At 60.6% G+C, this 23,633-nt stretch carries 24 protein-coding genes; 9 read left to right on the forward strand and 15 right to left on the reverse strand.

Features of this window, described 5'->3' with window-relative positions; genetic code table 11:
- Window positions 1-73: 73 nt before the first annotated feature.
- A complete protein-coding gene (locus AC22G1_RS18865; protein WP_487314719.1) occupies window positions 74-493 on the reverse strand; it encodes a winged helix-turn-helix transcriptional regulator in 420 nt (139 codons plus the stop codon).
- 87 nt (window positions 494-580) lie between these two features.
- On the opposite strand from AC22G1_RS18865, the gene gstA reads away from it, so the two are divergent.
- Entirely contained in the window at window positions 581-1,183 is a 603-nt protein-coding gene (gene gstA / locus AC22G1_RS18870) for a glutathione transferase GstA (protein WP_487314720.1), read from the forward strand.
- On the opposite strand, the gene AC22G1_RS18875 is transcribed toward gstA, so the two are convergent.
- The 7 genes from AC22G1_RS18875 to AC22G1_RS18905 form a co-directional block, all read right to left on the reverse strand.
- On the reverse strand, window positions 1,180-2,256 hold the full coding sequence (locus AC22G1_RS18875) for a glycerol-3-phosphate dehydrogenase/oxidase (protein ID WP_487314721.1): 1,077 nt from the start codon (window positions 2,254-2,256) through the stop codon (window positions 1,180-1,182). The genes gstA and AC22G1_RS18875 overlap by 4 nt on opposite strands.
- A 55-nt stretch (window positions 2,257-2,311) precedes the next feature.
- Complete coding sequence (locus tag AC22G1_RS18880) at window positions 2,312-3,415, reverse strand: PepSY-associated TM helix domain-containing protein (RefSeq protein ID WP_487314722.1); 1,104 nt, start codon at window positions 3,413-3,415, stop codon at window positions 2,312-2,314.
- A gap of 119 nt (window positions 3,416-3,534) precedes the next feature.
- On the reverse strand, window positions 3,535-4,821 hold the full coding sequence (locus AC22G1_RS18885) for a cation:proton antiporter (protein ID WP_487314723.1): 1,287 nt from the start codon (window positions 4,819-4,821) through the stop codon (window positions 3,535-3,537).
- A gap of 297 nt (window positions 4,822-5,118) precedes the next feature.
- The gene (locus AC22G1_RS18890; RefSeq protein ID WP_487314724.1) at window positions 5,119-6,156 is read right to left on the reverse strand and encodes a M48 family metallopeptidase; all 1,038 of its coding nucleotides are present in this window, start codon (window positions 6,154-6,156) and stop codon (window positions 5,119-5,121) included.
- On the reverse strand, window positions 6,156-7,340 hold the full coding sequence (locus AC22G1_RS18895; RefSeq protein WP_487314725.1) for a YjgN family protein: 1,185 nt from the start codon (window positions 7,338-7,340) through the stop codon (window positions 6,156-6,158). The genes AC22G1_RS18890 and AC22G1_RS18895 overlap by 1 nt, the downstream gene beginning before the upstream one ends.
- A gap of 72 nt (window positions 7,341-7,412) precedes the next feature.
- Complete coding sequence (locus AC22G1_RS18900; RefSeq protein WP_487314726.1) at window positions 7,413-9,428, reverse strand: tetratricopeptide repeat protein; 2,016 nt, start codon at window positions 9,426-9,428, stop codon at window positions 7,413-7,415.
- Window positions 9,425-9,868 (reverse strand): hypothetical protein, encoded by a 444-nt coding sequence (locus tag AC22G1_RS18905; RefSeq protein ID WP_487314727.1) that lies wholly within the window; start codon window positions 9,866-9,868, stop codon window positions 9,425-9,427. Before AC22G1_RS18905 ends, AC22G1_RS18900 begins: the two co-directional genes overlap by 4 nt.
- 65 nt (window positions 9,869-9,933) lie before the next feature.
- Here AC22G1_RS18905 and AC22G1_RS18910 point away from each other — a divergent pair, with 65 nt between their 5' ends.
- Window positions 9,934-10,362, forward strand: a complete 429-nt coding sequence (locus tag AC22G1_RS18910) for a YybH family protein (RefSeq protein WP_487314728.1) — start codon at window positions 9,934-9,936, stop codon at window positions 10,360-10,362.
- A gap of 6 nt (window positions 10,363-10,368) precedes the next feature.
- Here the strand turns inward: AC22G1_RS18910 and AC22G1_RS18915 are convergent, their stop codons facing one another.
- From AC22G1_RS18915 to AC22G1_RS18940, 6 genes are all read right to left on the reverse strand, one after another.
- Window positions 10,369-11,115 (reverse strand): head GIN domain-containing protein, encoded by a 747-nt coding sequence (locus AC22G1_RS18915; RefSeq protein WP_487314729.1) that lies wholly within the window; start codon window positions 11,113-11,115, stop codon window positions 10,369-10,371.
- A gap of 74 nt (window positions 11,116-11,189) precedes the next feature.
- Window positions 11,190-12,353, reverse strand: a complete 1,164-nt coding sequence (locus AC22G1_RS18920; RefSeq protein ID WP_487314730.1) for an MFS transporter — start codon at window positions 12,351-12,353, stop codon at window positions 11,190-11,192.
- A 211-nt stretch (window positions 12,354-12,564) separates the two neighbouring features.
- Window positions 12,565-13,722, reverse strand: coding sequence for an RsmB/NOP family class I SAM-dependent RNA methyltransferase (locus AC22G1_RS18925; protein WP_487314731.1), 1,158 nt, complete (start codon window positions 13,720-13,722; stop codon window positions 12,565-12,567).
- A gap of 58 nt (window positions 13,723-13,780) precedes the next feature.
- The gene (locus AC22G1_RS18930) at window positions 13,781-14,755 is read right to left on the reverse strand and encodes a DUF4382 domain-containing protein (protein ID WP_487314732.1); all 975 of its coding nucleotides are present in this window, start codon (window positions 14,753-14,755) and stop codon (window positions 13,781-13,783) included.
- A gap of 75 nt (window positions 14,756-14,830) precedes the next feature.
- A complete protein-coding gene (locus AC22G1_RS18935; protein WP_487314733.1) occupies window positions 14,831-15,391 on the reverse strand; it encodes a lysophospholipid acyltransferase family protein in 561 nt (186 codons plus the stop codon).
- Window positions 15,392-15,403: 12 nt separating this feature from the next.
- Window positions 15,404-17,344, reverse strand: coding sequence for an ATP-binding protein (locus AC22G1_RS18940; protein ID WP_487314734.1), 1,941 nt, complete (start codon window positions 17,342-17,344; stop codon window positions 15,404-15,406).
- A 152-nt stretch (window positions 17,345-17,496) separates the two neighbouring features.
- On the opposite strand from AC22G1_RS18940, the gene AC22G1_RS18945 reads away from it, so the two are divergent.
- The 5 genes from AC22G1_RS18945 to AC22G1_RS18965 all read left to right on the forward strand — a co-directional run bounded on the left by AC22G1_RS18945 (window position 17,497) and on the right by AC22G1_RS18965 (window position 20,895).
- Window positions 17,497-17,883 (forward strand): SirB2 family protein, encoded by a 387-nt coding sequence (locus AC22G1_RS18945; protein ID WP_487314735.1) that lies wholly within the window; start codon window positions 17,497-17,499, stop codon window positions 17,881-17,883.
- 9 nt (window positions 17,884-17,892) lie between these two features.
- A complete protein-coding gene (locus tag AC22G1_RS18950; RefSeq protein ID WP_487314736.1) occupies window positions 17,893-18,630 on the forward strand; it encodes a ferredoxin--NADP reductase in 738 nt (245 codons plus the stop codon).
- A 9-nt stretch (window positions 18,631-18,639) separates the two neighbouring features.
- Window positions 18,640-19,509, forward strand: coding sequence for a DUF3014 domain-containing protein (locus tag AC22G1_RS18955; RefSeq protein ID WP_487314737.1), 870 nt, complete (start codon window positions 18,640-18,642; stop codon window positions 19,507-19,509).
- A 91-nt stretch (window positions 19,510-19,600) separates the two neighbouring features.
- Entirely contained in the window at window positions 19,601-19,957 is a 357-nt protein-coding gene (maoP, locus tag AC22G1_RS18960) for a MaoP family protein (RefSeq protein ID WP_487314738.1), read from the forward strand.
- A gap of 62 nt (window positions 19,958-20,019) precedes the next feature.
- Window positions 20,020-20,895, forward strand: coding sequence for a RimK family alpha-L-glutamate ligase (locus AC22G1_RS18965; protein ID WP_487314739.1), 876 nt, complete (start codon window positions 20,020-20,022; stop codon window positions 20,893-20,895).
- Window positions 20,896-20,942: 47 nt separating this feature from the next.
- Here AC22G1_RS18965 and AC22G1_RS18970 read toward each other — a convergent pair whose 3' ends face one another.
- The gene (locus AC22G1_RS18970; protein WP_487314740.1) at window positions 20,943-21,185 is read right to left on the reverse strand and encodes a DUF4431 domain-containing protein; all 243 of its coding nucleotides are present in this window, start codon (window positions 21,183-21,185) and stop codon (window positions 20,943-20,945) included.
- Between the two features lie 472 nt (window positions 21,186-21,657).
- Here AC22G1_RS18970 and AC22G1_RS18975 point away from each other — a divergent pair, with 472 nt between their 5' ends.
- Together AC22G1_RS18975 and AC22G1_RS18980 are read left to right on the forward strand one after the other, a co-directional pair.
- Window positions 21,658-22,926 (forward strand): efflux RND transporter periplasmic adaptor subunit, encoded by a 1,269-nt coding sequence (locus AC22G1_RS18975; protein ID WP_487314741.1) that lies wholly within the window; start codon window positions 21,658-21,660, stop codon window positions 22,924-22,926.
- A gap of 11 nt (window positions 22,927-22,937) precedes the next feature.
- On the forward strand, window positions 22,938-23,627 hold the full coding sequence (locus tag AC22G1_RS18980) for an ABC transporter ATP-binding protein (RefSeq protein WP_050659597.1): 690 nt from the start codon (window positions 22,938-22,940) through the stop codon (window positions 23,625-23,627).
- Window positions 23,628-23,633: the final 6 nt, after the last annotated feature.

Here is a 23,633-nt window from a genome sequence, read left to right on the forward strand (position 1 = left end):
TGAGTACTGTCCTATCAAAGCGGCTTGGCGCCAGGCCGGCCATGATGTTGATCAAAGCCGGGGCGGCAAAGCGTTAGTCGGCGCCATCGTGCTGGCGCTGCTGGTATTGCAGCTGGGCACCGGTAATGGCGGTGACGTTGTCTTCCACCCAGCGGTTGAGGGTACGGATGGGGCCACTTAGGGAGGCGCCCAGTTCGGTGAGCTGATATTCCACCCGCGGCGGCACCTCGGGGTAGGCGATGCGCTCCACCAGGCCAAAGCGCTCCATGCGGCGCAGGGTCTGGATCAGCATCTTCTCGGAGATGCCGTTTACCCGGCGGCGCAGCTCGCCGGTGCGGCACGGCGCTTTGTCAGACAGCGCATACATCAGCAGCAGGGTCCATTTGTCGGCCAGCACCTCCAATACGTGGCGGGCCGGGCAGCCTTTACTCAGCACATCGGGGGGCAGGCACAGAGGAGCGGTTTGGGTCATCACATCAACAACGTTATTCAAAACTAACCAAACGGTAAGTACTTGTTAGCCAGAAAGCAACGGTTACACTGACCAACCAGAGACCCTTGCATCAAAAAAGGAAAGCCGATGAAGCTCTATTACACCCCGGGCGCCTGTTCCCTCGCGCCCCATATCGTGCTCGAAGAACTGGAACTGGACCACAGCCTGGTCAAGGTCGATTTGAAGACCAAAACCACCGACGCCGGCGACGATTTTCTGGCCATCAACAGCAAGGGCTATATTCCGGCGCTGGAGATGGACAACGGCCATATCCTCACCGAGGGCATGGTGATCTCCCAATACCTGGCCGACCTGGACCCGGAAGCGGCGCTGATCCCCGCCAGTGGTGAAGCCCGTTACCAGCTGCTGAGCATGATGAGCTTTATCTCTACTGAGCTGCACAAGCCCATGGGCTCGATGTTCAACCCGGCTCAAACCGGCGACTGGAAAGAAGCCACCAAGGCCCTGCTGACCCGCCGCCTGGACTGGCTGAGCAAGACCCTGGCCGACAAGTCCTTTATCGCCGGCCCCGGCTTTACCGTGGCTGATGCCTATCTCTTTACCGTACTGAGCTGGGCCCGGGTGGTGAACTTTGATTTAGCCCCCTGGCCGACCCTGCAGGCCTACCTTGGCCGCATTGCCGAGCGCCCCGCGGTGGAGCGCGCCCTCAAGGCCGAAGGCCTGATCTAAAGATCCTCGTCGACTTTAGCGCACACGGCCCGGGCCAATGCCCGGGCCGTGGTCCATTTACCGCCGCTCACCGTCATCACCCGCCCCTGGCGGCTCAGCACGTATTCGCGGCTAAGCTGGCTTGGGGAAGATGTGCCCGCCAATAGCGGCCTGACCCCGGCAAAGCTGCCTAGCACTTCGCCGTCGGTACGGGGTTTGAGAAAGTAATGGTTGTAGAGCTGCAACAGGTAGTGGCGCTCTTCGGCCGAGCAGCGCACCGGCTCCCCCAATTGATGGCGCACCTCGGTGGTGCCCAGCAGGGTGTGCTCCCCGTGGGGCAACACAAACACCACCCGCTCCTCAAATGGCACCTCCAGCATCAGCCCGTGGCTGCGCTGCCCGGGCAGCACCAGATGGCTGCCCCTTATCAGGCTCAGCTGCTGGCGCGGCCGCATCGCCGAGTCCACCAGCAGTTTTTGGCTCCAGGGGCCGGCCACGTTGATCACCTGATCGAACTGCTCCATACCGCCGTTGATCACCACCAGCCCTTCCGGGTCTATGGCCAGCACCGGTTGCTGCTCAAGGATCTCAACCCCGGCGGCCTGGCACTGCTCGGCGGCCCAGAGCCCCAGGGCATGGTCGTCCAGCATCTGGCCATCAAAAAAGCAGTAGGCTCCCAGCAGGCCGCGCCGCTCAAGGTCAGGCTCCATGGCCATTACCGCCTGGTGGCTAAGCCAGCGGTGCCAGCCCAGGCCCTTGCCCAGCGCCAGGGTGTCGTACAGGGACAAACCCGCCTTTAACAGCCAGCGGGAGCGCCGGCTATTGCGATAGATGGGATAGAGAATGGGCAGGCGGCGGGTCAGCTCCGGGGCGGCCTTTAGCCACCAGTGGCGCTCGGCCAGGGCTTCTCGCACCAGCCGCCATTGGCGCTGCTCCAGATAACGCAAGCCGCCGTGCAGCAGCTTGCTGGAGGCGCTGCTGGTTTCCCCCATCAGCTGGCCCCGCTCGAACAGGGTAACCTGATGCAGCTGCTTAGCCAGCGCCCAGGCAATGCAGACTCCATTGATACCGCCACCGACAACCGCAACCCGCATGGCTCCTCCCGCCAGCGTAATAACGATTAAATTCTAGGCAAAAACAGCCAGTTGGCTATCTTCCTGGATTGGCAAGCTGCATTCGGCGCCGTTTTGCGCCGCGCTGCTTGTGCTTGCGATGCCACCACAGATAGCTGCCGGACAGCGCCAAAATCAGCGGCATTGCTCCCACCAGCGCCCACAGCACCTTGGAGACCAGCCCGCCAAAGCTGCCAAAATGCAGCTCCCGGTAGCTGTCGAGAATGGCGGTGCCAAGGCCCAGCTCGCGGATATCCCAATGGCTTTGGTAGGCGCCGCTGTTGGCATCAAAGCTCACCCCGCTGCCGTAAGCCGAGGCCAAGGGGTTGGCGCTGGGAACGGCGCCGTAAAAACTGATGGCAAAACCCTTTTCCAGCGGCATCAGCAGGTAAGTGGCCTTGAACCCCGGCACCCGCGCTTGCGCGTCCTGGCGCAGCTGCTCCAGCGGCAGCTGGTCGTTGTAGAGCCGCTCGCTGATTGGCAGGTCTTCATGTTCCAGCTCATGGGCTACAAACTGGATGTTCCACCACAAGCCGGTAAAGGCCAGGGCCAACAGCACCGGCGAGGCCAGGGTGCCCACCAATTTATGGGTATCGCTCAGCGCCAGGCGCAGGTCCTTGTCCCAGCGCAGGGTAAAAAGGCGCCGGTAAAACTGGCGATAAAGCACCAGCCCCGAGATCCCCAAAAACAGTAAGATCGCGGCGTAGAACGCGCCAATGGCCATGCCGCCATCCCCCAGCAGCAACTTGAAATGCAGCTCCAGCAGCCAGTCGGTAAAAGGCTCCTCCACCGGCACCGGCTGGCTTAACAGCTGGCCACGGTAAGGGTCGAGATAGAGCTTGAACCAGTCGCTGCTGTGGCGGCGCACCAAATACACCCTGTCGGCGGTGTGGCCATCGTCAAAGATCTCCCAGGAGCCAAGCTCAAAGGCCGGATGCGCTTTGGCCACCTTGGCCGCCAGGGCTTCAAGGGGCTGGCGCGCCACCTCGCCGGGAGCCGCCAAACGCACCTCATCTGGCCTTAAAAGGGCGTCTATTTCGTCTTTAAACACCAGCAGGCTGCCGCTCAGGGAAATCACCAACAGCGGCAGCAACGCAAACAGCGCCAGCCAGGAGTGCAGCTTGAACAGGGATTTACGCATGGCCAAACGCAATATTGCCAATCATTCTCATTTAAGTATTGTGAAGAGCCACTTTGCAGATGTCGACGCCGGGCATAAAAAAACCGGCCCACTGGCCGGTTTTTGTCGTTCACTGGCAATCACTGCCCACCACGCGCCTTGGCAGCGTCGATGCTTTTGCGAATAAGCGGCGCAATGGTCAGCCCCTGCACCACGATGGAGAAGATCACCACCACGTAGGTCATGATCACCAGCAGGCTGTGGATGTCCACGTCGTTGACGAACATCTGGCCACGGGGAATGGAGGCAGCCATAGCCAGGGCCAGGCCACCGCGCAAGCCGCCCCAGGTGAGGATACGCACCGAGTTGATGTCGTACTGGCGGAAGCGGCGAAAGCCAATATAGGGCAGGCCAACACTGATAAAGCGGGCCAGCAGTACCAGCGGCACCATCAGCAAGCCAATCAGGACTTCAGAGAAGGTCACCGGCATGGTGACCAACAGCAGGCCGATGATAAGGAACAGCAAGGCGTTGAGGAAGCTGTCGGTAGCGTGCCAGAAGTACTGCACGTAGAGCTTGGAATGCTCGTCGCCGTGTTGCATGCGCGAGCGGGTTACGTTGCCGATAAAGATACCGGCCACCACCATGGCCAGAGCGCCGGAGATGTCCATCAGGTTGGCCAGGGCAAAGCCGGCGGAGGGGATGGTCATACTCACCAGCAAGCGGATGTTGGCGTCTTTGGAGTGCAGCAGCAGTACATGGCCAATCAGGGCCAGTACAAAACCAAAGGCCACGCCGCCCACGGCGTCGGTCAAAAACAGCTCGGAAACGCCGCCAACAGTGGGGGAGGTACCGGAAAAGGCCACCGCGAAAATGGTGGTAAACACCACCAGGCCAACGCCGTCGTTAAACAGTGACTCCCCTTCCACCTGCACCGAAATACCCTCGGGGGCCTTCATCTGTTTGATGATGGCCAGCACCGCGATGGGGTCGGTGGGGCTTATCAGGGCGCCAAACAGCAGGCAGTAGATGAAAGGTACCTGCCAGCCCAGCAGATCCAGTGCCCAGTGGCTGAAGTAACCAACGATAAAGGTGGAAGCGAGAGTGGAGAACAGCACCAGTATGGCTATCTCCCACCCTTGCTTTTTCATGGCCTGCAGGTCTATTTCCAGGGCGCCGGCAAAGAGCAGGAAGCCCAGCATCCCTTTTAGCAGCAGGTCATTGAAGTTAAGCCCCGACACCACGTTGGTAATGGCTAGCGCGGTGCTGTCGCCAGCCAGTTTCACCGCCAGGATCAACAGCAAGGAGATCACCACCGAGCCGGTAGTAATGGCGATAGTCGTTTGAAGTTTAAGGATATATTGGTTGCTGAACGCAATGAACACGGCCAGGGCCGAGAGAAAACAAATCAAGTACCATGCTGTCATGGAGTACATCCTGAACAAAAAGAAAAGCGGTATGGGCGGGTGGCTTGGTCAGCAGGGGTCTGACATCTGACCCGCCGGCACTGCGCCAATATCGTTGGGCGCAATGCCTGAATTCGGATTGCCACTTACTGTTTAGCCGGGGCCGAGGTGGTAGGCACCGGCGGCAGAAGGGGCTTTCAAAGCGGCAACATAAGTTACCATCAAATTCGCCTTTTCCTGAGTATTGAGATCAAGAAAACCTGAAATAGATTGTCTCTCTTGGCGTAAAAAATGGTCGATGAAGTAAAAAACCAGGCGTTAACTGCCTGGTTTTTTATTGATTTCATGAAGGGTACGGATGCGCTCTTCAAGGTCGGGGTGGCTGCTTATCCAACCGGGCCCGGCCTCCTCGCTGCCATGCTGCTTTTGCAGTTTCTCAAACAGGCTGGCCAACGGTTCGGTAGTGCCCTGGTCTTTTAACATCGACTGGGCGGCAAAGCCGTCGGCCTGGCGCTCGGCATCGCGCGAATAGCTCATGTTAACCAGGAACACCGCACCCCCGGCCAAGCTATCGGCAATGGAGCTGGCATCGCCGATGACCACCGCCACCCCTACCGACATCAGGGTGTTTTGCACCAGCAGGTTCATGGAATGGTGGTAATGCACATGGCCAAGCTCGTGGTAGAGCACCCCAAGCAGCTGCGGGTCGTTGTCGGCCAGGGCCACCATTTGGTCGGTCATCACCACGGTGCCGTCCGGCAGGGCCATGGCGTTGGGGCCGGCGCTGAAACTGCGAAACACAAGCTTTGGCTTCACCCGCCAGCTAACGCCCTGCGAAGAGAGCGTGGCCAGCATTGCCTCAAACTCTTGTTGCAGCTGTTGGCGGCGCTCAACAGGCAAGGTGCTGGGGGCAAACATGGCTTGGTCCAGCAGTTTCAGGCTCTGCTGGCCAAGCTGCTGATACACCACCGCCGGCACCTGAGTGGCGACCAGCCGTGAAGCGGCTGGCAAACCATAGCGGTAGGTGGCAAAAACCGCCGCCACCGTCACCACCACACCGGCGGCTATCCAGCCAAGGTGGCGCTCCACCCGCGCTATCCATGGCAGGCCCAAGGTCGCCTTGAGCCAGCCGTTAAGGGGCTCGGCCTCAATGGGATGAAAGCTCCAGCCCTCGGCAAAATGCAGGTTACGGGGTTGGTTGCCAAGGGCCTTGGACACCTCGACATCGGCCACCGCGCCCTCAAACTGCCAGACCTCGCTGGCCAGTTGCAGCCGGCCACCGGCAAGCAGCGCCAGGGTGGCCGGATGGCGCGCCGCCGAGCGAGGGGCCAGCAGGTAACCGGCCACCGTTGCCATTAAAAGGCGCCTATCTGCACGTCAAAGGCGCTGGCCACTTCATCGGCCACCGCTACGTCAACCTGCTGGTCATGGTCTTGCACCGCCACCAGCGCCAGATCGCCACTGACGCTGGTGCCTTCGGCGAGATAACGGGCATAGCGCACCTTGGCCACCGCAGAGGCCAGACCCAGAGTGAAAATGACCAACAGCAGGTTGGTCACCACCAGGCCCAAATAACCGCCCACGGTGAAATGGGAGCCCAGTTGCAGCTCACCATCGATTTTCACGCGGCTAAAGAGGTAGTTACGCACCAATACCCTTACCACGGTGGAGGTGAAGATACCGGCAGCAAAGAAAGCGAGGTAAAAGCCGATCACGGCAAGGCCCGCCGCTGCATCGGGCTTGGTATGCGCCTCTGCGTCTTTGATAGCAAAGTACAAGGCGCTGAGCCCGGACGCACCAATCAGGCCGATAACCAGCAGTAACCCAAAGAAGATACCGGCACCGATAGCACCGATTTTCAGGTACTGGCGATACTCGATGGTGGCGCTGAACACCTTGCTGCCATAGCGGTAATTGTTAAGGACATAACTGGCCACGCTGCTGGCAATGAAGGCATAGCCCACCACCGCAAGAGCAGCGGCCAGCAGCACGCCAATCACCACACCCACCACAGGCCCCAGCGCCACACCCAGCACAATGGCCAGTACCATCACCACGGACAGCCCAAAATACACCGCCATGGGTTTGACCAGCATATTGAGGTAAGCGTCACCGTAACTGCCGACAAAATTAAAGCGCACGTTGCGATAGCGACTGACCATGGCATCAAAACGCAGGTTACGTACCGCCAGCCAAGGGGTGGCCAGAGAAAAGATCATCAAGAAGGCCAAGGCCAGCACCGGCAGCGCAGTGTTGAGAATGGTCCACAGCACGATAAGCGCCACGGCGATAAGGCGGCCGATAAGAATTTGCACCGGGGTGGCCAGGTATTCAAAACCTTGGCCATCAAGGCGGGTGTGACCATAAAAATACTGCTGGTTACGCACCTTGGCCCAGGCGGAATAAACCCCCAGGGTCAAAATGGACAGCAGGATATTGACTATCCAGATACCGAAATACTCGCCAGCGCTGCCGGTAAAACGCATCCGGTGCACGGCTTTGGTTTCGGGTTGTTGCAGGGTCTCGGGAAGTTCAGACACGGGGCTCTCCTTAGCAAAGTGTCCATATTGAAACAGCAAATGGCTGTTCACACAATATTCACCTTTGTGACATCAGTGTCCGCTGCGCAGTTGCAGCAGGCCACGGTCCAGGGCTTGCAGCAGCTGCTGGTGAATGTCATCGCCGTCCAACAGCGACGGCGGCGCCAGCTCCAAAGCCTGAACAGACACCCAGGCGCTGCGCCGGGTTTCGCTGAGCAGGGTATCGGCCTGGGCCAGGGTAAAGCGGGTCAGCTCAAGGACAGCCGACACCGGCAGCGGCCGCGAGCGCTGGGTCAGGGTCGGTACCAGGTTGAATCCCACCGCCAGGCGCACGTCCTCCAGCCCTTCGGCAATCACAAAACGGGCGGTCAGTTCACGCAAATTCTCATAGAGCTCGGTGAGTAGCTTTGGCTCGTCGCGGATCACCAGCAGCAGGTGGTCGTCCGCCAGTTGCGCCACTATCACGCAGTGGCTGCACGCCGCCTTGAGCTTATCCACAAAGCGGCCAAGGATGGCCTTGCTCTCTTCAATACCGGCCAGCATCGGCAGGTGGTGGATAAAAAGGGCGTTGAGGCTCAACAGCACCAGGGGCTCGCCAGGCGGCAGGCCAGCTTCGCGGCTGTGGTTATGGGCCTGCTGGTACTCGTCCATCAAAGGTTCCAGCTGCGCCACCAGCCCCAGGGCGTTGGGCAACCCTGACAGCGGATGTATGGTCATCAACTGGTTTTGCCCGGCCAATTTACCGGCCAGCTGGCGATTGCGGCGCCAAAGCCTCAGTGCCGCCAGCATCACCACCAAAACCAATACCAGCAAGATGGCGCTGCCCTCACGCCAGTGCTGGCGCTGCTCCTCGGCCAGCAGGCGCCCGGCCTCGCTTTGGCGAAGGCGGTCGGCTTGGTTGAGCTGCTCGGTAAGGCGCTCCAGGGCTTGGCGGCCGTCTTGGATATCGTCGTTGGTGAGCTTGGCCTGCAAGGCCATGGCCTGGCGCAGCGCGTCGATGGCGTTGTCTTTGTCTCCCAGGGCCTGATAGGCGTCAGCGAGGCGCTGCTGGGCCTTTTGCCGCTCCTGCCAGGACGACACCGAGTCGCGCTCCATCAGCAGCGTCAGCGCCCGCTGCAGATCCTTGATGGCCTGGTGCTTATCGGCCAGCAACTGGGCCCGCATCGACAGCGCCGTACCCAGGTAAAAATCCACCTTGTTCTTGGTGTACAGGGCCACGGCGCTGTCGAGGTATTCCCGGGCCCGTTGCTGCTGGTTGGGGTCGTCAATATAGAGGCTGGCGATATTGATAAGGGCCTTGCCCTCAGACAGCGGCCGGTTCTGCTGGCGGTATAAATCCAGGGCATGCATGGACTCAATCAGGGCGCTGTTGGTGTCGCCCTTTTCCTGGTAGGTCACGGCAATGCCCACCAGCAGGTCAGGAATGGCGGTGTCGTCTTTGAGTTGCTGGGCCAGAGCCAGGGCCTGTTGCAAGAAAATCAATGCCTTGTCATAGGCGTGGTTGAGCCTGAAGATGCGGCCTTTGGTGGAGAGGATCTCCAGGCGCAGCACCGGGTCGTCATCTTTGAGCAGCCGCAGGCTGGCTTCGTCGAGGAACGACAGCGCCTGGACTATGTCGTTCTTGCGGTATTTGAGGTAGCCGATGCGATACAGCGCCATGGCCTCGGCTTTGGGAGATTCCCGGCGCTTGGCCTGGCCCAGGGCATGGCTGAAAAAGAACTCGGCCTTGTCAAAATGCCCCAGGTATTGGTTGAGGGAGCCCTGCTCGAGCCACACCTCCATCTGCACCTTGAGGGCGTCTTTGCCTTGCAGCGGTGCTAGGGCATCGGCAGCCAGTTGCAGGGTTTTCAGGGAGCCGGGATAATCGCGCTGCACCCGGCTTTGGATATTGGCCTTGATGTAGAGCATTTCGCCCAGCAGCAAAGGGTCACCCTGGCGTTTGGCTTCGTCAACGGCGGGGTCCACCAAGGCGGTGAGCTGCTTGCGGTACTGGGGTTCGGTGCGGTGATCCATGGCATAACGCAGGTCGTCCACGGCGGACGCCCAGGCCAGGGAGGGAAGAAACAACAGCCAGTACCAGACTTTCATAGAACATGCCTGTCGGGTGAAAAGAATCCGTTGCCGTGCAGGGTGCCCAGCAACGCCAGCACCAGCGCCAGCAGCGCCATCAGGCCAAGGTAAGCAATGAAGCGCGCCACTGCGCCCTCGCCAAGGCGAGTCAGCAACCGGTAACGCCAGCCCCACCACAGCAAGGCCAACACGGCACAAAGCGCCCCCTTGAGCGCCACAAAGCCGCTGCCCACCACCCGCAGGTCCGGCGCGTCCAGCACCCCCAGCGCCGCGCCAGAGCCGGCCAACAGCAACAGCGCCGGCCAAGCCAGGGTGTCAAACGCCAAAGAGAAATCCGCCAGGGGTTGCCACTGGCCACGTTTAAAGCCCAGCGGCAGCAGCGCCAACACCAGCAGCAACAGGGCTCCTGCTACCAGCAGGGCCGCCACCAAGTGCAGGCAGAGGACGTAATAGTACATGGCCTTCCTTTTCCTTTGCTGGCATGTTAGCCCTCTGCATGCCCTTATCGCAATCAAGGAACACCATGAAGAACCTGATTTTTATGCTGTTTTTGCTAGCCAGCTCGCAGCTTTTTGCCGCACAGGACGACCAAACCCAGATCCGCGCGCTGCTAGCCGGTCAGCAGCAAGCCTGGAACAGCGGCGACCTGGACAGCTTTATGGCCGGTTACTGGCACAGCCCCAAATTGCGTTTTGCATCGGGTGGCGAGGTGACCTTCGGCTGGCAGCAAACCCTGGACAGATACCGCAGCCACTACCGAGATAAGGCTGCCATGGGCAGGTTGCAGTTTGATATCAGGGAGGTACATCTATATGGCGACCAGGCGGTGGTGTTCGGGCACTGGCAGCTATACAGGCAAAAGGACCAGCCCCAGGGACTCTTCACCCTGTTGCTGGCCAAGCTGGATGGGAACTGGTACATCACGGCGGACCATACCTCGTCCGCCGAGTAGAGCGGGTTAGTCGCCTTTGCGGGATACGTCGCCGGAGCCCATCACGCTTTGCTTGATGGTGGGGCTGCCGTAGTAGTCCACGTCGCCGGAGCCGGCGATGTCAATATCCAGGCTGCCGCTGGCGCGTACTGCTACGTCACCGGAGCCGGCAATATCCACTTTCACGTCGCGGGCCGCCAGCTTGTGAGTGTCCACATCGCCGGAGCCGGCAATGTCCACGCTGAGTTTGTCGGTGTTGCCGCCATGGATGGTAACGCCGCTGCTGCCAGCGATATCAATGCTGACCTTGGGATACTCGGCACTGTCCATGGTGATGGAGCCGGAGCCTGACAGGTCCAGTTTCAAATCATCGCTGCCACTGAAGGCCGCCACTTTGACATCACCGGAGCCCGCCAGAGACACAGTCCGCAGCTTCTCTACGCTGATGGTGATCTCGATGGGTTTGGTGGGGTGCAAGTCGTAGCCTTTTTTGGCCCTGACTTCCAATTCGTCGCCGTCGGTTTTGACCACGATATAGGCTTGCAGGTTTTCTTCAGCCTTGATGGTGATGCTGTTCTCGCCACGCACCACCTTGATTTTGGCCGGCAGGGCCAGGTCCAGCTCGTCAACCTTGTCCAGGTTCTGGCTGTGTTCGACCACATTACCGTTGCCTTTGACGTCGTCGTCGCTGCTCCACCAACTGGCATAAGCGCTGGCTTGGACGCCAACCAACAACAGGGCAGCGGTGGCAATGATGAGGTGCTTGGGTTTCATTTGGCTAAATTCCTTGAATCAGTTTTCCTGCCAAGACTTTAGCAACCCCTATGCCAACCCTGCCCTGCCCGTTTTTACTGGGCTGGCGGAGACGCCTGCGAAACCGTGTTAGTGCTTTTCGCCAAACTCTGGCCAAGTTCGCCAACCCGTCGAGCCTGCCACCAAGCCAGCACCGCAAACAGGGTCAGCAAGGCCCCCAGCGGCAAGGCGGTGTGCTGAGGAATAAGGCTCGACAGCGCCGCCGCGATACCGGCGGTAAGGTTTTGCAGCCCGCCCAGCAGGGCCCCGGCGGTACCGGCGCCTTTTTTGAAATCGCTGAGCGCGCCGCTGGTGGCAACCGGCCCCAAGAGGCCTGCGGCCATAAAGTACAGGCTTACCGGTGCCAGCAAGGCCCAGGCATTAAGGGGCAGCAGCCAGGCCAGCAGCAATTGCGCCAGGGCAGCACTCAGCAGCAACGTGGTGCCCAGCTGCAACAAGGCCTTATGGCGCCAGCGATGGGCCAGGGCGGCGGCCAGGAAAGAGCCGGCAATATAAAGCGGCAGCGGCACGATATAGAGCCAGCTGACGGTGGCCGCATCAAACCCCAGGCGCTCGCCCAGCAACACCCCGGCCGCCGCTTCAAACACCACCACACCACTGAATACCGCCAGCAGCGGCCACAGGTGGTGGCGAAAGTTGGCGCTTTGCCAGGTGCGGCGATAACGCACCAGCACCGGCGCCTTGGGCTCAGGATCGTCGGGGCGGCTTTCCTTGAAGGCCACAAACTGCAACGCCAGCACGGCGCCGCCCAGGCCCAGCAAGAACAGATAACAGGCTCGCCAACCAAACTGCGACACCAACACCCCACCCAATACCGGCGCCAGCATCGGCGACAGGATGAGGGCCATGCTCAGCAGGCCGTTGACCCGGGTCAGGGCCGGGCCTTCGAAGCGGTCGCGGGGCACGGTGCGCACCATTACCCCGGCCACCCCGGCGCCAAGCCCTTGTACCAGGGCGCCGGTAACCAGGGCGGCAAAACTGCTGGCCTGCCAGGCCAAAGCCGAGCCACCCAAAAACAACACCAGGCCAGCCAGCGTCACGGGGCGCCGGCCCAGGTTGTCAGACAGCGGGCCATAGAAAAACTGGGATAATCCGTACATGGACAGATAAGCAGCCATAATGCCTTGGGTCATGCCGGGGCTGACCCCAAAGGTCTGGGCGATGGCGCCCTGGCCGGGTACAAAAAGGGTCTGGGACATCTGGCCAACGGCAGCCAAAGTCACCATAAGCAACAAAAACAGTCGCAATGATGGCGAACGCATTACGCACACCTTAAAAGTAAGGGAAAAGGATAAAAAAAACTAATCCGTCAGCATCCTGCCAACGGCGCGCAATCTACCAGCGGAATATGACAATGTCAGGAGGGTTTTGCGGTTTTTTTATGGGGCTGGCCCGTAAAGCCGTCAACTATTATTGACGGCTGATCAGGGCCATGTAGAAGCCGTCGGTATCACCTTCGACCGGGCTCAAGGTGTGCTCGCTTTCCAGCACGAATTGGCCGGCCGACCGGGCGATAAAATCGGCCACTTGCAGCTGGTTTTCCTGCGGCAGTAGCGAACAGGTGGCATAGACCAGCTTGCCGCCGGCCTTGAGCATGCGCGGGTAGCTGTCGAGGATCTCGCGCTGAATGGCAATGAGGTTATCCAAGTGCTCGGGGGCGATGGTCCATTTGGCATCGGGGTTGCGGCGCAATACCCCCAGCCCCGAGCAGGGCACGTCCAGCAGCAGGCGGTCGGCCTTGCCCTTAAGGCGCTTGATGGTAGCCGCACCTTCGATAACCCGGGTTTCCAGGTTATGGACCCCGGCACGGCGGGCGCGTTTGCGAAGCGCCTGCAACTTGCCTTCAAAAATGTCCATGGCCAGCAACCGGCCCTTGTTCTGCATCTGGGCCGCCAGGGCCAGGGTTTTGCCGCCGGCACCGGCGCAGGCGTCAATCACCGTCATCCCCGGCGCAGCGCCCAGCAGCAGGGCAATTTGCTGGGAGCCCCAATCCTGCTGCTCAAAGCGCCCTTCCTTAAAGGCCTGGGTGCGAAACACGTTGGCAAAGCGCTTGAGTTTAAGGCAGCTGTCACTGATGACGTCGGTGGCCACCTTTTCTTCGGCCAGGCGCTTTTTCAGCGCGCCGGCATCGCCGTGCAGGGTATTGGCGCGAAGGTATTGAGCCGGTGGCCGGTTCAGGGCCTCGGCCAGGGCTGGCCAGGCATCGCCCAAGCGCTCGCTCATCAGCTCATAGAGCCAATCAGGGTAGCTTTGCCACAGCACCGGGTTCGCCTTCACCTCGGCCAGCAGCGCTTTGTCCTGGGTAAAGGGCTTGAGTTTAAGGGGCAAACTGGGGGATTCAAGGGCCGCCCATGCGGCCAGCAGCGCACTCAAGTCGCCGCTTTTAACCGGCCAGCTGCGCCCAGCCAGGGCGCCATAACGGCGGGCGTAGCGCACCAGGTGCTGGGCGGCCTGCACCGTATCGGACTTATGGCGGCCGTCCAACTCGGCACGGGCCAGCGCCTTATCCAGAGGGTGACCCTCGATAAGCACGGATTGCAGTATGGAAATAAGCGCTGATTGCATCATAAAAAAGCCCCGCCAATATGGCGGGGCATGCTAGGGCAAAGCCGGGTTTTGAGCAAGCTCAGCCGCCGGTAACCGGAGAGATATCCTGCGCCAGATCCTGGCCCTCGGCGAGACTCAGCTCATAGCTCAGGCCTGCCGGGTTGGGGATGGTCAGGCCCTCGTAGGTTTCGGGCTCATCGTTGATGCCGTCACAGGAGAAGGCCAGGGTGTAATCCCCTGCCGGAATGAGCCCGAACTGGTAGCGGTAAGGGTCGGTGGTGCTTGGGTCGCCGTCATCAGACAGGGTTACCGCCATGGACGCCACCGGTATGGAGGCATCGGCCGGTGCGCCGGCGGCGCCGTCGTCAAAGTCATCCCCCAGGTTGGTCAGGCTGTGGCCGCTGTAGAGATAGACAAAGCCGTAATTGACGTTGTCGGTGCCGGTGTTGCAGCTTTCAGCCAGGGCCGCGTCTACCTCACCGCCGATTTGGCCGAGGATGGTGCTGTCCACCAGGCTGACGCCACGGGGTTTGAGGATGTAGCGCTGCGGGCCCGGGTTGTAGGTCATGGCTTTTCGCAGGTTGAAATCCAGGGTGAAGGCCAACTGGCCACCGGCACTGGCGGTAAAGCCGCCCAGTTTCAGCTGGTCGGAGGGCACCTTGAGCTCGAAGGTGCCGTCGCCGGTCTCCACATAGCTTTTGCTGGTGTCTTCGTCTTCTATCCCCAAGCGCACGTCGGTGTAGGTGCCAGCCGGGATAGCAGCGCTGTCGATGGCAAGGTAGGTGTTACCGCCCTGGTAGTCGAGTAAGTCCAAGGTCACCGGGTTGCCGCTGGCGTCCTGAACGGGCAACACCACGTCGCTGTCGCCGTCGCGTTTGAGGATGATGCTGTCGATGGTCACCACCACCTTGTCGGCGCCATCGACCGGCGCATCACCGATGGACAGCGACAAATTGGCCGTTGCCGGGGTGGGGGTATCGTCCCCGCCACCGCCGCCACAGGCGCTCAGCATGAAAATGGAAGAAATCAGCACAGCAAACTTTGTTTTTGTCATTACACTCCCCTCTGGTAAGTAGGTGCTCACAAAGTATGGCGATGCTGACTGTCAGTTGGCTGACAACAGGGGTGGCTACTGGTCCTTCCAGCCCAGCAGCGGCGGAATAACCTGGGGGAAGCGGCCTTGCACCTGCTGGTAAAAAGCCTGGATAAGGGCCAAGTCGGCGCGGATATCGCCGCTAGGATGCAGAGCCTCACCGATCACAAAGCGCTTGCGGGGGTAGTCGATACCCACCAGCACATAGGGCACCTTGGCGGCAGCGGCGATATGGTAAAAGCCGAGCTTCCAGCGGCTAACCTGGCTGCGGGTGCCTTCGGGGGTAACCGCCAGCACGAACCGTGGCAGGCCGGTAAAGTAAGCGGCCACTTGCTCCACCATATTGTTGGCCTTGTCCCGGCGCACCGGAAAGCCGCCCATGGCCCGAAACAGGTAACCGAAGGGAAAGGTAAAGAGCTGGTGTTTGCCCAGGAAGTTTATCTTCAGCGCCAAGGCGCTGCGGGCCAAGACCCCGAAGACAAAATCCCAGTTGGAGGTGTGGGGTGCCACCACCACCAGGAATTTATCCGCCGCCGGCATCTGCCCCTCGATGCGCCAGCCCAGGCGGGCCAGCAACCACTTGGAAAATCGCTGCATGGTGCGTTGTTGTCAGAGACTTTCTGCCAGCAAAGCCCAGTCTGGCTCCGAGGTCAAGGCGCTGCCCCCGGCGGTCACGATGATGTAACCCTTTTTCAGCTCCGCCAGCAGCGCGGCGCGAATATCAGTCGCTTCCATGGCCCTGGCCGCCACCGGCAAGGGGCTGAGCTGCACCCAGGCATTGGGGCCGGTCTCGCTAGCCAGTTGCAACCCCAGCAGCAATAGCTCGCACAGCGGGCCGATATCGGCCACCCGGCTAATTTGCGGGAAATTGGGGAAGTTCAGGCTGGTGAGTTGCAGGCCGTTGCCACCCAGCGCCTGCAGGGATTCTTCCAGCACATCAAAGGCCGCCTGGGGCGCCAACTTCTGGCTGGCCTCCAACACCACCAGGTAATGAAAGCTATCAGGCTCGCCAATCAGCAAAGCGCCGGGGAAAAGCTGCCTTAGCCTGGCGGCAATACTCTGCTGCATGGCGTTACCGGCACGAAAGCCGCCCTGGTAGAAGGGCTGGCGGGTAAAGCCGACCCGAAAATACAGCACCTGGCAGTGCAGCCCTTGGCTCAATAGCTGTTCCAGCCGCTCCAGAGTCTGGCGGCTGTAGGGCAGCTCGGAATGGCGGCGAATGCCGGCGCTTTGGGCCAGGGCAAGCCGCTTTTTGTTTTTGCAGCGCCACAGCGCCAGGGCTAAAGCCAGCACCAACAGCAGCGCCCCGGCCAACACAAGGCTTAGGCCACTGGGCCGCCAGGGCGCCGGAGCAGGCGCTGGCGCTGGTTGCTTGGCAAGGCTTAGGCTGCGTTCCATCTCCTGCTTGGCGGCGTCGCTTTGCTTTAGCCTGTCGTCCATCAGCTGGGCATAACGGTCCCAATAGCGGCGCTGCTCGTCGCCCGTTGTCACCTGAGCCAACTGCTTGAGCGCCTTGGCGGCCAGATCGTTCTGGCGCGGGCTGTCGGTGGTGGCCTGGGCCGCTACCACGCTTTTTAACAAGGTATTGCGCCGGGCCCAGTCGCCTTCTTTGTCGGCAAGATTGGCTGCGGTCAACAAGGCGGCCATACGCTGCTTAACTAGCTTGGCCTTGGCCAGTTTGTCCAAGGCAATGTCGATATAAAACTGCGCCTTGCGGTTGTCGCCCATGGCGGCATAAACCTCGGCAAGGTTGCTGGCCATGGTGCCTTGCCAGCCGTCGTCTTTACTGGTCTCCACATCCTTGTAAACTGCCAGCAGCGCGTCCAGCGCCTCGTCGTAGCGCTGATTGGCAAAATCCACAGTAGCCAGCACCGACGCCGCCCTCGCCCGCTGCTGTAAGTCCCCTTTACTCTGGGCCAGCTCAAAGTTCTTCAGGGCCAGCTCCATAAAGGGTTGACCCAACTGCTGCTTGACCACGATAAGGTCGGCAGTGGCGTTTAGTTCGGTCAGTACGTCCCCACCGGCTTGGCTGAGGGCCACAGCCTGCTCAAGGGGTGCAAGCGCCTGGGCGTCCATTTGCAGGGCGTGGTAGGCGTGGCCCAGCTCCACCAGCGCCTTAGCCTGTAAACCGCTGCTGCCGGATTTGTGGGTAAGCGCCATCACCTGTTCGGCGTTGTCGATAACCCGGCTCCAATAACCAGTCCCTCCAAGGGCCAAGCCATAGGTCAGCATGCAGTTGGGCAGCAGCTCGCTGGCAGGAGCGTCTTTAAGTAAGTGGATGCCTTGCTCGAACAGGCTTAAGGAGCCTGCTATCTGGCGGTCAAGCCGGGCCATCATTTCTGCTTTCAGGCACAGGTAATGGCCCTGCTGGGGAGCAGGTAGCTGGCTTAGCGCCGATTCGGGTATTTGAGATAACAGCGCGCGGGCGGAGGGGTAGTCCGCTTGGGCTGTGGCATGATCCGCTTGCGTAAGTAGAAGGGCGAGGTCCTTTTCTGCCCGGGCGCCAAAGGTAATAAGGCACCCAAAGAGGAGCAGAAGACTGTACTTCATAAACACATCCAAGGGCCGACCGGCGAATTTTATCGGCTTATCCCGGCGGAGTCAGCAACCTTTTCTGATTGCTGGGAAAATGGCGCGGTGCTAGTGTCAAAGTCCCAGCCGTTGCCGCCTTTTTGGCGCCTCAATCACTCCCGGGAGTCACCGTGGATTACCTGCAGGTTAAGCAGCTACACCAGGGATTGGCCCTGCTGACCATCGTCTTTTTCATCTGGCGCGCCAGCCGCAGTATCGTCGCCCCGGGCAGCCTGCCGCGCTGGGCCAAGGTGCTGCCCCATATCATTGACACCGCCCTGCTGGCCGCCGGCCTTTGGTTGATGGTGCAGCTGGGGCTGTCGCCGCTCCATAGCAGCTGGCTGGCCGCCAAAATCATCGCTTTGGTGCTTTATATCGCCCTTGGCACCTTCGCCATCAAACGCGGCCGCACCCCCAAAGCCAGGGCCCTGGCGGCAGTGGGGGCGGTACTGGTGTTTATCTATATTGTGGGGGTCGCCATTCACAAGTCCCCCTGGGCTTGGTTCTCTGCCGTGTAAGGAGGTGTTATGGCTCAATGGCTTACTGCCAAGGTGCTGGAAAACCACTCTTGGAACCCAACGCTCTTTAGCCTGCGCGTCAAAGCGCCGCCCTTTGCCTTTACCGCCGGCCAGTTTGTGCGCCTGGCCCTTGATGGCCCCGATGGCCGGGTACAGCGGGCCTATTCCTTGGTCAACAGCCCTCAGGATGAGGTGCTGGATTTCATGATAACCCTGGTACCCGGCGGCAAACTGACGCCGCTGCTGGCAGCCTTGAAAAGCGGCGACAGCATCGAGGTCAGCCAGCCGGCCAGTGGTTTTTTCGTGCTCGATGAGGTGCCGGACGGCAAAAGCCTGTGGCTGTTGGCAACAGGTACAGGTCTGGGGCCTTATCTTTCGATATTGGGCACCGAGGCGCCCTGGCAACGATTTGAGCGCATCCATCTGGTGCATGGGGTCCGCCAGGGAAGCGATCTCGCCTACGCCGAGCAGTTGCAAGCCATTACCGCCAGCCGGCCGCAGTTTAGCTACCAGCCGGTGGTTACCCGCGAGCCCTACCCCGGCGCCTTGCGTGGCCGTTTGCCACAATTGCTCAGCTCAGGGGAACTGGAAGCGGCCCTGGCTGACCAACTGAATAACGAAAGCCAGCTGATGATCTGCGGCAACCCGGATATGATCCGCGATAGCCTTAAGGTGCTGGCCGAGAAAGGATTAAACAAAAACCTGCGCCGCCAGCCAGGTCACGTCACCGTTGAGCAGTATTGGTAAGGAGCCACAATGCAAGCCGATCCGCAAACCCGTCCGCCCAAATCAGGCCGTTCTCCCTTTGTTCCCATCGCCATTGTGGCGGTGATTGCGGTGGCCGCCGTGTTGGCCTGGGTCTTCTGGCCCAAAGGCGAAGCGCCCAAACCGGCCCAGGACAGCCTGCCGCCGCCAGTGGTGGAGCAGCAACCCCAGCCCGCCGCCGAGCCTGAACCGGCGCCGGTAGACAACAGCGCCGCCGAGCCCGAGCCCCAACAGGTGGAGCCCGAGCCCGCCGCCGCCCCTGCACCCGAGCCGGTAAAACTGCCTGCCCTCAAAGACAGCGACCCCATGGTCCGTGACGACCTCAACGCCCTGCTACCCTCGCAAAGCGTGGTCAAAACCCAAGAGCCGCAGCTGATTGACAAGGTCACCCAGATCCTCGCCACCGCCGTTGAGGGCTACCTGCCGGAGCGCCAGCGTCTGATTGCCTCTCCCGACAAGGCCTTTGAAGTGGTACGAGATGGCGACACCATTTATCTCGACAGCGACAGCTATCACCGCTTCGATCCTTACGTGGCTATCTTTGTCGGCCTGGACGACACCAAGCTGCTGGCTTTCCTCGACAAGTACCAACCGCTCTTTAGCGAGGCTTACAGCCAGCTTGGCCTGGACGGCGACAACCTCAAGCCCAACCTGGTGCAAATCATCAATCTTGCCCTGGCCACCCCGGATCCGGCCGAGCCCATCAAGCTCAGCCAGCCCAAGGTGCTGTACCAGTTTGCCGACCCGGCGCTGGAGAACCTCAAGCCCATCCAGAAGATCCTCATTCGCATGGGACCGGACAACAGGGCCAAGGTAAAAGCCAAGCTTGAGGCGCTGAAAAGCGCCCTTGATGCTCAATAACAGCGCTTTATTTCGTCGATAAAAATGTTTTGTTTTACCCACCTCCGGCCTTGGCTAATACTCCGACCCGAAAGCGCCTTGGAGGTGGGTTATGGATCAGAGCTTTGTCAGTACAAAACGCTTTTTCGACCAGAAGCACTTTCCCCACGGTTTTGCCCGCAGCGGCGACTTCACCAAAGCCGAAGCCACGCTGCTGGAAAACCACGGCCAGGCCCTGCAGGCCTTGGTCAGTGGGCTGAGCAGCCCGGCCAGCGCCGAGGAGTTTCAGTTCCTCGAAAGCTGCCAGGGCACCCGGCCGCCGGTAACCGCACTGGAAAAGGTCTGGGCCAAGTACCAGAAGATCCTCGACCAGAAAAAGCGGGTCTTTACCGTCTGCAACGACTGGCTGAGTGTGCGAAATGGCACTGCCCGCATCGACGAGCCAGGCGAGCCGCTAGACGACGACTAACCCCGGCCCACATTGCGGGGCAACGCGCTGTTGCCCCCGTTCCTCTTTCTAAGGAGCACCCGGTGCGCCTTGCCATTTTGTCCGCCAAAGCCGAACTGCACTCCACCCAGCGCCTGGTTGCCGCCGCCACCGCCCGTGGCCTTGAACCCCATGTGCTAAGCCCCCTGGGTTGCCAGCTGACCTTAAGCGCCGAAGGCCCGGCCCTTTTTCACCAGGGCGAGCGCCAGCCCGCTTTTGCCGCCGTGCTGCCCCGGGTTGGCCACGAGCTGACCTTGCTGGGCGCCACAGTGCTTCGCCAACTGCAAACCATGGGCAGTTACAGCCCCACCAGCGCGGCAGCGCTATTAAGTGCCCGCGATAAATTCCACGCCCTGCAACTGCTGCTGGCACAAGGGCTGCCCATGCCAGCCACCTCCTTTGGCAGCAGTCCCGAGCAAATACCGCTGCTGATGGCCGAGGTCGGGGGCGCGCCATTGGTGATAAAAGTGCTGGAGGGCTCCCAGGGTATAGGGGTTAGCCTTGCCGACAGCCCCCAGGCCGCCCGCAGCACCCTCGAAGCCTTCCTCGGCGCCAAGGTCAATGTGCTGGTGCAGGAGTTTATCGGTGAGTGCGCCGGCCAGGATATCCGGCTGCTGGTGATAGGCGACAAAGTCGTAGCCGCCATGGCCCGCCAGGCCCAGGACGGCGATTTCAGGGCCAACCTGCACTGCGGCGGCCAGGCCCACGCCATCACCCCAACCGATGCAGAATGCGCCATCGCCATCAAAGCCGCCCAAACCCTCGGCCTTGGCATCGCCGGCGTCGACCTGCTGCGCTCAGCCCGAGGCCCGCTGCTGTTGGAGGTCAATTCCTCCCCAGGCCTCGAAGGCATAGAAAAGGCCTGCGACCTCGATATCGCCGGCCTGATGGTGGATTTTGTGTTGGCTAACTTGCAGTAATGCCAGCTTTTCACAGCCCGTTTGGCTGCCGAAAAAGCCCAACGCCATTAATCCACTAACCGGCACGAAGCTGCTTGCATCAATACCGGGGTGTGATGGTGCCCGGAGATAGCCGAGAACAACATGCCTTGGCATTGGACGAGCGAGCCCAGCATGGGTTGAAGGTGCCGATAACGAGCGGCGGCGTCACCGGTAAAGACCAGTTGAACATCGGTAGCCTTGGCAACCGGCGCGTCAATGGCATCGTTGTTATCGGCCTGGGTGCACATTGGGGTGGCAAGATGCAGCATCAAGACCTTCTCCGGCCTGTCACCATCGGCAACACTGTCGTAGTTTGGTGGTCCCGCAAAGATCCGTTCCGTCAAAGTCCCAGGCAGTTTGAGAGCGGATCCATAGCGGTAACAACCATCTTCTCCGGCAGACCCGCTCGCCATAGCCGCCAGCAAAGCAACAGTGGTTAGCATCCTTACCCCTTTCCGTTCTTATGATTGATTTGCTTCCAAAAGATACCGTAGCCGCCTTCATAAAGGCGACTAACGGCCCGTATTAACCAACGGGCCAAGCCGTTGAAACAACCTTTCAGCGACTAAAGCAAGGCCACAGAGCAGCCATTCCCCAAACCGGACACTCGGACACCCCCGGACAACGGACACCTCAAACGGACAGTCCCCACCACAAAGAAAAACAAAAAACCATTTAAAATCAAGAAAATAAAAACTGGCACACAACTTGATAAAACTCCTGCAAACCAAGGAGTTTTTCATGATCAGAGATACCTCAGGGCAAGACGTTATCCTCGATAACCGCCGCCCTTATCGCAAATGGGCCGGGCTTGGCGCCGCCGCGTTGCTGGTGGTCGCCCTGGGCTGGGTTGTTACCAGCTGGCGAGCCAGTGCCAGCGCCGACGCCGTGGTATCCAAGGCCGCGCTGCAACTGGGCACCGCCGAAGTGGCCGACATAGCGCGCGACATCAACGTCCAAGGCCGGGTCGTGGCGGCCAACAGCCCCACCTTGTACAGCCCGGCCCAAGGTATCGTCACTTACCTCATCAAAGCCGGCGACAGCGTGGCCAAAGATCAGGTGATCGCCACCGTCGACAGCCCTTCCCTGACCAACCAGCTCAAGCAGGAAGAAGCCAACCTCGCCCGCATTCAGGGGGAGTCGGAGCGCCAGCAGATCCAGGCCAAGCGTGACGCCCTGGAAAACCGCCAGGCGGCGGATCTGGCCAAGGTGGACCTGGAGGCGGCTGACCGGGAAATGCGCCGGGCAGAGCTTTCCTGGCAGAAAAAGGTGATCAGCCAAATCGACTACGAGAAAGCCAAAGACGAGCTGGCCCGAGCCAAGCTGCGGGCGCATCAGAGCGCCGAGAACGCCCGGCTGGCAGCGGAGATGGCCAGCTTTGAAACCAAGAACCTCAAATTGCAGGTTGAGCACCAAGCCCTGCTGGTGGCGGACTTACAGCGCCAGAGCGACGAGCTGAACGTGCGCTCGCCGGTAGAAGGCCTGGTGGGCAACCTGGCCCTGAACCAAAAATCCGCAGTGGGCGCCCACGAAGCGCTGCTGACGGTGGTAGACCTGCACAGCTTTGAAGTGGAAGTGCTGGTACCGGAGAGCTACGCCGACGACCTGGGCCTGAAGATGCCGGTAGCGGTGAAGGTCAATGGCCGTGATTGGCAGGGCGAAGTGGCCGCCATCAGCCCGGAGATCCAAAACAGCCAGGTGGTGGCACGGCTGCGCTTCAAGGGTGATACCCCCGACAAGCTGCGCCAGAACCAGCGCCTGACCGCCCGCATTTTGCTGGAAAACCGCAATCAGGTACTGGCCGTACCCCGTGGCGCCTTTATCGACGTGGACCAGGGCCGCAGCGCCTTTGTGCTGCGCGGCGACAAGGCGGTGCGGGTGCCCATTACCCTGGGCGCCATCGGTAGCCGCCAGGCGGAAGTGGTGGATGGCCTCAAGGCCGGCGACACCATCATCACCTCGGACACCAGCCGTTTTAAAAACCAAAACACATTGCTCATTACTCAATAAGGACCGCCAACATGTTGAAAATGGAAAACATCGCCAAGGTGTACCGCACCGACACCGTTGCCACCCACGCCCTGCGCGACTTCAGCCTGTACGTGAAGGAAGGAGAATTTGTGGCGGTCACCGGCCCTTCGGGCTCAGGCAAAACCACCTTTTTGAATATCGCCGGGCTGTTGGAAACCTTTGAAGAAGGCCAGTACCAGCTGGACGGCATCGACGTGCGAGATCTCGGCGACAGCGCCCGCTCCAAGCTGCGTAACGAGAAAATCGGCTTTATCTTCCAGGGTTTTAACCTCATTCCTGACCTGTCCTTGTTCGACAACGTTGACGTACCGCTGCGCTACCGTGGCCTTAACGCTAAAGAACGTAAGGCCCGTATCGACGAGGCGTTGGAGAAAGTGGGCCTGGCGGCGCGCCGCCACCACCTGCCGTCGCAGCTCTCCGGTGGCCAGCAGCAGCGGGTGGCTATCGCCCGGGCTTTGGCCGGCAAACCCGCCTTTTTGCTGGCGGACGAACCCACCGGGAACCTTGATTCCTTGATGGCCCGCCAGGTGATGGAGCTACTGGAATCCATCAACAAGGACGGCACCACCATTGTCATGGTGACCCACGACCCTGATTTGGCCCGCCGCGCCCAGCGCAATATCCAGATCGTTGACGGCCAGGTGTCCGATTTCGACTTCGGCCAGAGCCGCCGCGCCTAAGGAGCC

This window comes from Gallaecimonas zhanjiangensis (assembly GCF_057624825.1).